This is a genomic window from Chryseobacterium kimseyorum (assembly GCF_025971945.1).
Lineage (GTDB): Bacteria > Bacteroidota > Bacteroidia > Flavobacteriales > Weeksellaceae > Chryseobacterium > Chryseobacterium kimseyorum.
In genome coordinates this window covers 230,928-238,129 of sequence record NZ_JAPDHW010000008.1, presented here as the reverse complement: position 1 = coordinate 238,129, position 7,202 = coordinate 230,928, and the positions used below count along the sequence as shown (strand labels likewise).

General features: G+C 37.0%; 8 protein-coding genes. 5 read left to right on the top strand and 3 right to left on the bottom strand.

Annotation, left to right across the window (positions count from 1 at the left end):
• The 3 genes from OMO38_RS13235 to OMO38_RS13225 form a co-directional block, all read right to left on the bottom strand.
• Window positions 1–370 (bottom strand): hypothetical protein (locus OMO38_RS13235; RefSeq protein ID WP_264750670.1); only part of this gene is annotated, 370 nt, incomplete at its 3' end.
• Window positions 321–1,991: a hypothetical protein gene (locus tag OMO38_RS13230; protein WP_264750669.1), complete on the bottom strand. Its 1,671-nt coding sequence runs from the start codon at window positions 1,989–1,991 to the stop codon at window positions 321–323. The genes OMO38_RS13235 and OMO38_RS13230, both read right to left, overlap by 50 nt.
• A gap of 197 nt (window positions 1,992–2,188) precedes the next feature.
• The gene (locus OMO38_RS13225; RefSeq protein WP_264750668.1) at window positions 2,189–2,812 is read right to left on the bottom strand and encodes a hypothetical protein; all 624 of its coding nucleotides are present in this window, start codon (window positions 2,810–2,812) and stop codon (window positions 2,189–2,191) included.
• Window positions 2,813–3,357: 545 nt separating this feature from the next.
• Between OMO38_RS13225 and OMO38_RS13220 the strand changes: the two genes are divergently transcribed.
• The 5 genes from OMO38_RS13220 (at window position 3,358) to OMO38_RS13200 (ending at window position 7,173) form a co-directional block, all read left to right on the top strand.
• On the top strand, window positions 3,358–3,915 hold the full coding sequence (locus OMO38_RS13220) for a hypothetical protein (RefSeq protein WP_264750667.1): 558 nt from the start codon (window positions 3,358–3,360) through the stop codon (window positions 3,913–3,915).
• An 8-nt stretch (window positions 3,916–3,923) separates the two neighbouring features.
• The gene (locus OMO38_RS13215; protein WP_264750666.1) at window positions 3,924–4,580 is read left to right on the top strand and encodes a hypothetical protein; all 657 of its coding nucleotides are present in this window, start codon (window positions 3,924–3,926) and stop codon (window positions 4,578–4,580) included.
• Entirely contained in the window at window positions 4,577–5,353 is a 777-nt protein-coding gene (locus tag OMO38_RS13210) for a sensor histidine kinase (RefSeq protein WP_264750665.1), read from the top strand. Before OMO38_RS13215 ends, OMO38_RS13210 begins: the two co-directional genes overlap by 4 nt.
• On the top strand, window positions 5,350–5,994 hold the full coding sequence (locus tag OMO38_RS13205) for a response regulator transcription factor (protein ID WP_264750664.1): 645 nt from the start codon (window positions 5,350–5,352) through the stop codon (window positions 5,992–5,994). The genes OMO38_RS13210 and OMO38_RS13205 overlap by 4 nt, the downstream gene beginning before the upstream one ends.
• Window positions 5,995–6,327: 333 nt before the next feature.
• Window positions 6,328–7,173, top strand: a complete 846-nt coding sequence (locus OMO38_RS13200; RefSeq protein ID WP_264750663.1) for a caspase family protein — start codon at window positions 6,328–6,330, stop codon at window positions 7,171–7,173.
• The last annotated feature ends 29 nt before the right edge of the window (window positions 7,174–7,202 follow it).

The window sequence follows — 7,202 nt, the reverse complement described above, 5'->3', positions numbered from 1 at the left end:
CATTTGCCGAACTTGCAGGTGTCTGTGGATAAGGTGTTGTATTTACAACTGTTCCCAGAGCTCCTGATATAGCAGGATCTGTAAATGCTCTGATTTCTCCTGTAGCTCCGGCTAAGCTGTAGATTTTTCCTATACAGTCAAATGTAGGTGCATTTACTGTGATCGTCAATACGTTAGAGGTCGAAGTACAGCTGCCACTTGTAACCACCGCTCTGTAATATCTTGTTGCAGTCAATATTCCCGGTGAATAACTGGTTGCTGTTCCACCGCTGGCCACATTAGCAAAAGTTATATTGTCAGTAGAAACCTGCCATTGAATATCACCTGTTGAGCCAGTTAAAGTTAATGCAGTTGGCAGTGCTATATGCAATTGTTTGGTTACTTTCAGCTGTTCCCGCATTGCAGATTACACATGAGTTAATCGTCACATTAAGGGGGTTGGAAGCAGCGCTGTAGCAACTTGCATTACTTGTGCCTTGATAAAATGCATAATATGTTCCTGCACCTGCGTTAGCAGCCTGCGTTGCGGTAAGTGGTGCCCCCGAATGCACGTTATTGGTAAACCAGACGATCTGCGTTCCCGAAGGTGCTGTTGATGTTTGTGCAGTGGTAAGATTTACTGTTGTTGCGGGGCAGACATTTGTTAGATTTGAACTAACGGTGGGAGCTGTGGTTCCTGCAGCGCAAGTAGTAATCCCGAAACGCATTTCTGGAAGGTTGGTATTTCCAATAGTTAGGTTAATAATTCCGTCATTTGTTCCGTCACTTGTATATGGACTGGTTCCTGTGCTGCTTTCCCCTACAGTCTCCCAACCTGATGGCAACATCTTTAGTGGTGCAGGGTTTCCTGCCGTTCCTGTATTGCTGCTGATTTCCATTCGATATTGATTGCTTTCCACTGCAAGTCCTGAAGGGATTGTATAGGTACCGTTAGAAGCAACTGCCGCCGAATAAACAAGATTATTATTGATATCAATGAGATTTACATACACTCCACCTGCATTTGTGCCGGTACCCTGTATAGTGGCAGGGCCATTTGTATCGTTGAAGACTGTACCTGAAATACTTGGTCGGGCTAAGGGAAGTACTGGAGTGATTCTGCCCTGATAACTCAATATTTTCGTACTTGTAGGTCTTGAGAAATTTATGGTAGGATTACCTGATATTCCTGAGCGGTATACTGTTTTCATAGATGCACCATCTGCTTCATTATTAGGCCTAAATCCATAATCATCGGGAAATCCTGCGTAGCTCTGACCTAAGGCATTATTCGTGGTTTCGGTGTTAATATCGATCCATCCGGTGGAATTGTTAAGAGCACTTTGCTGAGAAATTGCACCATGTGCAATGTAAACAATATTAGCCTGGGAAGTTCCTACCGGAGCTATTGGTGCAGTGGATGTCAAAGTAGAGAATGTGGTAGATGAAGATGGCGCATCAGAGTTATTCCCAATAAGCGTGGATGCTGGCACAGACTGGCTAGCATTTTCAAAAACAGAAACGCTGATAATCACATCATCTCCAGCACTTTGAGGTGGTTTACTGGCAATGCTGGGGAAAGAAAATGATGTATTTCCTGTTGGCAGACTCTGTAAGTCGCTCATTCTGTAAGAAATGATTGAAGTACTCATATAAGCATAGCCTGGAATATTGTTAGTAAAGCCATAAAAACGATAATTATAGTAGTAGCGACTTATGTTATGAGTGCCTACCAATAATTGAGGTATATCATCGGCAGTTGTCCCGGGATAGTTTTGTCCTAATGCGATATGGTCTCTCTCAAAATAAGCAGTTACAATCATAACTCTGTTTTTTCCGCTGGGAATATTGTAATTAAAGTTTGGTACTCCTGCGGCTCCCTGTCCTTTAGTAGAATAAACGTATTCCCCAATAAGAGTCGGAGTCTGAGCAGAAACTAAGTTGCTTAAAAGCAAAAACGCCGTGACGATAAGAAGCTGGGTTCGCCCAAAACTTGGTTTAAATTTTTTCATTTATTTGGATATTTTCTGTTACCAGATATTGATTTATATATTAAAGTCAGATTTATTGACATGAAAAGATTTTCATGTTTATAGTTTTTTAAGATCAATGATTGTTATTCTTACTGTGCTGATTTTCAGGAGAGTTTGTAGCGAGTAATTTTAACCCTCATAATTCTAAAATAGAGTGCGCTGATTGAGTGAAGATTTTATAAGCGTATGGGTGGCGGCCTTACAGAATAAGACTCAGAATTTATCTTATCGTTGAAATACGTAAGATAGTCTGGCATTATTGTTTTAACAGAGTCTAATAAAGAAAGCGTCTGTAAAGAGGAGAAACCAGCCGTAAGTAAATTTTTCAAAACCGGATTCTGTGTTTGAGCAACAGCATTGCTGTGATTTTGCTCAATAGAAAAAATATAATCAGATTCTGAACCTGAAGTAAATGTTTCTTCCTCTTTCGGCAGCGTATTCGCTACTTTTTGTTTTACGGGCTCGGCTTTTACATTTTTCTGCTTAAGGCGAGGTGCTGATTTGATGTTAGCCGCAATATGTTTTTTGGCATCTTTGATTTTTACAATCTCTAAATTGCTTTCTGAGAAATCTGAAACCGATGTGCCTGCTGTTACATAGATTTGATTTTTAACTTCTTTCTCAGCACTGTTTTCTGCAATAATCTGCACACCATTATTTAGATGAATGGCATTCTCATTAGAGATGTTTTGGGCAGTATAAAAATTAAAAAAGCACAGTAAGAAAATACTCAAAGTCTTTATCTGGATAGATAAAAACTTTGAGATTCTTTTCTCATCATTTGTGCTGGTTTTTTTCATTGGAGGAATTCGAAATGATACTGCAAAGGAATGGCAGGTCGCACGCGTTTACAAATAAAGCATATACCATCTGTGTACTACTTTGTATAAGGTGTTGATTTTCAATGCTGAATTGTGATAATGGCAGAAATTTGAATAATTCGTAATGTAATGATGAATATGAAAAATTTTCACAATTCTTTATTTCTTTATGATTATGAAAAATAAAATTTGGCATTTTTGACTCGAAATAATCAAATAAGAGGGGAAGATGGGTGGTTGTTTTCAGAGATAATTTTAGTATAAATAATGTTTCTGAAAAATCTAAAAATAATAAAAGATAAATTGAATACGACCAATTAATCCAGATCCATGAAAAAGAACAGGGTTGATTTTTATGCTGTGATATTTTGAAGGGCAGTGTTTTATTAAACCTTTTTTCTTTACTTTTTCAAAAGTTTTCCTGAAGTATTTTTTATCTAAAATATAAAAAGAGTGTTTTTCCTCTTTTGTATATTTGAAGAGTTAACTACTTTTGTTAGATAACCTTATAAAAATTAATATCCATGAAAACTCCTTTTTTATCTAAAAATTTCAGTGCGCTTCCTGGCGTGCTTATTTTAAGTGTTTTTGTAATGATTGCTGTGCGCTGTGGTAATCCTCCTGTGGATGGAACGCCCGTAGATGACAGTTATATGAAGAAACTGATTACCCATCAGGATGCGCAGATTCTTTTTGATGAATATACTAAAACCAATAACAAAATTCTTACAGAAGCCCGAAACGGACAGCCGGACTCGAGATGGTATTCGTTTACCATTGAAGAAATGGAAGGTTACATTCAATATGTAAAAGAACAGGCGAAAGAAAAGGATATTAAAAATGTGGGAATTAAAATTTATATGGGAAAATATCCTGCAAACCATCCTGCGAACAAGATGGCAAAACCTGAATTTGCAGGTTATCAGACCATCTTTTTAATGCCAACCACAAAGAAAGAAGCTACTGACGCGAGAAGAGGCGGTTCAACTGATGAATACGAAAAAATAGAATCTATACAGCCTATGAATATGACCAATCTGTCGCCACCACCGAATCACGTTTCTGCAAATACTTTGAACTGAAAATTATAATGATGGCCTGGGATGTAGAATTAGGGAAACAGATATCCATGATCATTTTGGTCATGATGATGATTTTGATTTTAATTAATTATAAAAAAATCGGAAAAGTAAATCTGTTTTTTTTCGCCGGATATATCATACTGTCTGTCAGCGATCTCTTTTTTTACTTCTACTACAAACTAACTAACCTGCCGACCGAGAAATATTACAGTATATGTCTTGCCATTGTGTTCTTGATCTATTTGATTTATTACTACAAATTGCTCTACATTCCTCTGTTGAAAAAAATACAGATGATATTTCTGGTTCTCTTTTTCGTCAATGTTTTCGGGGTGTCTTTATTAGAAAGAAGCTTTTTCCAGTATCTTTCTTTTAATATTTTTTACATCAACATCCTTCTGTTAATATTTTCTATCATTCTGTTTTTTTATCAGACCTTTAATTCAGACAAAATATTTGAGATAAAAAACTATCTGCCCTTCTGGATCTCTGTGGGTTCGCTCATCCTTTACATCGGAATTATTCCGCTGTTTTTCTTCAGAATTAAGGTTGCGAATGATATTTTTGGTATTATAATGTTCTTATTAAATATCTTAAACAATGGAGTGATTGTCTATGGTTTATTTTGGAACCGGCCTGCCGCAATAAAATCTGAGGGATTATGAATGAAGAGCAAAACAGTTTTATCATTGTTTTTACAATTACACTTTTAATTATTGTGGTAACGATGATTTTCGTGTATTTGATTTTCATTCGGAAGAAAACTAAATTATTGATCGAGCAGAAAGAAAAAGACCTGCATTTTGAAAAAGAACTGGCGACTTCGCAGGTCGAAATGAAGGAACAGACGCTCAACTATATTGGGCAGGAACTTCATGACGATTTGGGACAAAAACTTTCCGTCGTTCGTTTGAGACAGAATCAGCTTCTCAACAAGCTTAGTAATGGTGAAAAAGAGGAACTAAACGAATTAAACGAGTTATTAGGCGAATGCATCCAGGATGTCAGAAATTTATCTAAAACTCTGATCACCGAACAGATTATTCATTTCGGGCTTATAGAATCGATAGAGAGAGAAATAAACAGAATCAAAAAGCTGCGGTTACTGACGATAGAGTTCGTAACACAGAAGCATGACATTGATATTACTCCCAAACATGGGCTAATTTTATTCAGAATAATTCAGGAAAGCATTAATAATATTTTAAAACATTCAAGAGCGAAAAATCTGGTCATAACCTTGGAAGATGATCATAATAATTTGCAAATTACCATCATTGATAACGGAAAAGGTTTCAATACCGACAGCATGAACGATGGTTCCGGATTAAAAAATATGGAATTAAGAGCCAAACTGATACATGCGGAATTCTCTATCCAGTCAAAACTTGAAGAAGGAACAAAAACGACGATAACCTACTACAAAAACTTACCATGAAAACAATTCCGATTGCTATAGTCGATGATCATACTTTAATGTCTAAAGCATTAGAAAACATGATTGCCGAAAATCCTAAATACCGTGTGGTAATGAACCAACCGAACGGGGAAGATTTTATCAACGGCCTGGAAAAAACTTCAGAACTTCCTGCCGTTGTTTTGATGGATATTAATATGCCCTATAAAAACGGCATCGAAACCACAGAATGGCTTACAGAACATCATCCGGAAATCAAAGTAATTGCACTGACAATGGAAGATGATGAGAAGGTTTTGATCAGAATGTTGAAAGCGGGCGCAAAAGGGTATCTATTAAAAGATATGCAGCCTTCGATACTTTTTCAAGCGATAGATACTGTTTTTGAAAAAGGAAGTTTTTATACTGATTTTGTAGCTCAGAAACTCCTGAAAGTGCAAACCGAGGATGCAAAAAATGCCTCGCTGCTTTCAGATTTAAAGGAAAGAGAAAAAGAATTCATCATATTTGCCTGCAGCGAACTGACTTACAAAGAAATCGCCGATAAAATGTGTTTAAGCCCAAAAACAATCGATGGTTACAGAGATTCTGTTTTCGTTAAATTAGAAATAAAAAACAGAGTGGGGCTGGTGCTTTTTGCTTTAAAACATAATTTATGTTGATTTAATTTAAATACAAAAAGTAGTCACATGAATTTTTGCTCCGGCGGAGCAATGTGTTTGTAGTAATATGCAAACATAATTTATAGTTCCGTAGGAACGACACTTCGGTTTAAGACAATAATCAATCCTCTCCAATTTCTGGTGAGGATTTTTTTATGATCCACATCTTTCTAAAATTTAAATCTTCAGTAAGGTGCTTTTCCTGTAAGAAATCAGGTATTCTCCTCTGTTCTCATACTGTTGAAAATCAGAATTTTGTCCTGTGAAATTAAAGTTACAGGCAGAACCTGAAAAGCCGATAATAGAGTAAGGAAAATTTAAAAAACTAATACAATGAAAAAAGCACTCATCGTAGGAATTAATGACTATGCGCCAATAGGATCTGGTGGTCCGGATTTAAACGGCTGCGTCAACGACGCACGGGATATGGCCAATACATTGGTGATCTGTGGTTTTGCACCTTCGCAAATCAGGATTTTGACCAATCAGAACGCAACAAGAGCCAATATTTTAAATTATCTGAAATCTTTGGTAAGTACCAGTGTAAAAGGCGATTCTTTGGTGTTTTATTATTCAGGACACGGAACGAGAGTGGCCAACATAGGTGCAGATTTAGAAATCGACGGTTTAGATGAAGCGATTTGTCCACATGATTACGCAAGTGCCGGAGTTATTCGGGATGATGATTTTAAAGCTGTTCTCAGTAAACTGAAAGCCGGAGTAAATCTTGAAGTGGTGTTCGACTGCTGTCATTCCGGAACCGGAACAAGAAAAATGGATTTAGGATTGAGCGTAGATTTCTCTTACGAAACTGCCCGTTTTATACCACCCATGCTTGAAGATGAGTTTTATATGACGTATGCCAACGAAATTCCATTATCTAAAACATCTAAAAAAGAAACTTTTACCACAAAAGCTTTAGTTCCGATCGTTGGAATGAATCATACGCTGTGGGCCGCCTCCAAAGACAATCAGGTTTCTATGGAAGGAAATATGAATGGCCAGATCAGAGGTTATTTCACCTATCATTTCTGCAAAATCCTGCGTGCCACCAATGGTAATATTGTGCGGAGAACATTAGATAACCAGATTGCAATGGCATTGGCTGCAATGGGAGCCGCACAGATTAACCAGACAGAAAGCATCAGGACAGAATTTTCACAAAAAATATTTTCATAAAACTAAACTGGCGGAATCCGAAAAGCCAT

Bases quoted from the DNA above. Each gene is read 5' to 3' on its own strand.
- OMO38_RS13230 (WP_264750669.1), bottom strand. From the start codon at position 1,991: ATGAAAAAATTTAAACCAAGTTTTGGGCGAACCCAGCTTCTTATCGTC.
- OMO38_RS13225 (WP_264750668.1), bottom strand. From the start codon at position 2,812: ATGAAAAAAACCAGCACAAATGATGAGAAAAGAATCTCAAAGTTTTTA.
- OMO38_RS13220 (WP_264750667.1), top strand. From the start codon at position 3,358: ATGAAAACTCCTTTTTTATCTAAAAATTTCAGTGCGCTTCCTGGCGTG.
- OMO38_RS13215 (WP_264750666.1), top strand. From the start codon at position 3,924: ATGATGGCCTGGGATGTAGAATTAGGGAAACAGATATCCATGATCATT.
- OMO38_RS13210 (WP_264750665.1), top strand. From the start codon at position 4,577: ATGAATGAAGAGCAAAACAGTTTTATCATTGTTTTTACAATTACACTT.
- OMO38_RS13205 (WP_264750664.1), top strand. From the start codon at position 5,350: ATGAAAACAATTCCGATTGCTATAGTCGATGATCATACTTTAATGTCT.
- OMO38_RS13200 (WP_264750663.1), top strand. From the start codon at position 6,328: ATGAAAAAAGCACTCATCGTAGGAATTAATGACTATGCGCCAATAGGA.